Raw genomic sequence first — 1,538 nt, 5'->3', positions numbered from 1 at the left:
CATCTTCGCGTGGGTCGACGGCGTGGAGGCCGCGACCCACAACGCGCGCGAGGACGCCGCCAAGCTGTCTCGCTCGGACCGCATCGACCGTCTGCTCCTGCACCCCCTGGTCGGAATCCCGGTCTTCTTCGCCCTGATGTGGCTCCTCTTCAAGATCGCCGGGGAGTGGGTCGGGCCCGTCCAGGACTTCTTCGACGGGATCTTCTCCTCCCAGGACGAGGGCGCCTTCTCACTGGCCAACGGCCTCGACGCGCTGCTGGGTGCCGTGGGGCTGGGGGACAGCTGGGTCCACGGACTCCTGGTCGGGGGCCTGTGCACCGGCCTCGGCGTGGTCGCCTCGTTCCTGCCCCTGATGTTCGTGATCTTCCTGATGATCTCGATCCTGGAGGACTCCGGATACATGGCGCGGGCCGCCTTCCTCGGGGACCGGGTCATGCGCTCGATCGGCCTGGACGGGCGAGTCATCCTGCCGCTGATCATGGGCTTCGGGTGCAACCTGCCCTCACTCGCCGCGACGCGCACGCTGCCCAACGCCAAGCAGCGGCTGGTGACCTCGCTGATCATCCCCTACACCTCCTGCGCCGCACGCCTGACGATCTACCTGATGATCGCCCGCATCTTCTTCCCCTCGAACACCGGGACGGTCGTCTTCGGCCTCTACCTGCTCTCCCTGGTGATGGTGGTCGTGGGTGCCCTGGTGCTGCGTCCCTTCATCAACCGGGAGTCCTCCAACGCCCCGCTGATGCTGGTCCTGCCCTCCTACCAGATGCCGCGCGTGGTCGTGACCCTGAAGTCCACGGCGCTGAGGTCCTGGTCCTTCGTCAAGGGCGCGGGCAAGATCATCGTGACGATGACGCTGGTCGTGTGGTTCATGTCGGCGATCCCGGTGGCCGCAGGGCACTCCTTCGCCGACCCGGAGCTGCCGATGGAGGACTCGCTCTACGGTCGCACCGCACAGGTGCTGGTCCCCGTCTTCGAGCCCACCGGTTTCGGTGAGTGGCACATGACGGGTGCCCTGATGACCGGCTTCATCGCGAAGGAGACGGTGATCTCCTCGATCGTCACCTCCTACAACATGGACCCGGAGACCCAGGGTGGGGACGCGGAGGACGGCGGGACCGACCTCGGGTCCCTGCCCGACCTGGTGCGAGGCTCCTTCGAGAAGTCCGCGGGTGACGCGGCGCCCCTCGCCGCGTTCGCCTTCCTGGTCTTCGTCCTCACCTACACCCCCTGCCTCGCCACGGTCGCCGAGCAGGCCCGTCAGATCGGTGGCCGCCGCACGGCCACGGCCGTGGCGGTCCAGTTGGCCGCCGCCTGGGTGCTCGCCACCGCGATCTTCCAGATCGGGAGGCTCTTCCTGTGAGGACAGGCCTGGCGGAGCGTCTCCGGGGCCGTGCGCACGCGCCGGCCGTGGGGGTCGCCGCGGCCGTACGCGGGAGCTCTGGCACGGTGGCCCGGCGCGGGACCTCGGACGCGGTGGTTCCGCGCGGGGCGTCGGCCGGTGCAGCCCCGGGGAGTCCGGCCAGGACCCCCTCCGT

The 1,538-nt window shown here is 69.4% G+C and carries 1 protein-coding gene; it reads left to right on the top strand.

The genetic code is table 11. The annotated features are described in order from the left end of the window. Positions 1-1,363: ferrous iron transporter B (locus TA90_RS02235; protein ID WP_043534398.1), on the top strand; the 1,363-nt coding region annotated here is incomplete at its 5' end. Positions 1,364-1,538: the final 175 nt, after the last annotated feature.

The organism is Actinomyces polynesiensis, assembly GCF_000820725.1.
Taxonomy (GTDB): Bacteria; Actinomycetota; Actinomycetes; order Actinomycetales; family Actinomycetaceae; genus Pauljensenia; species Pauljensenia polynesiensis.
The sequence above is the reverse complement of the archived record's forward strand: the minus strand, read 5'-3'. Positions and strand labels throughout refer to the sequence as shown.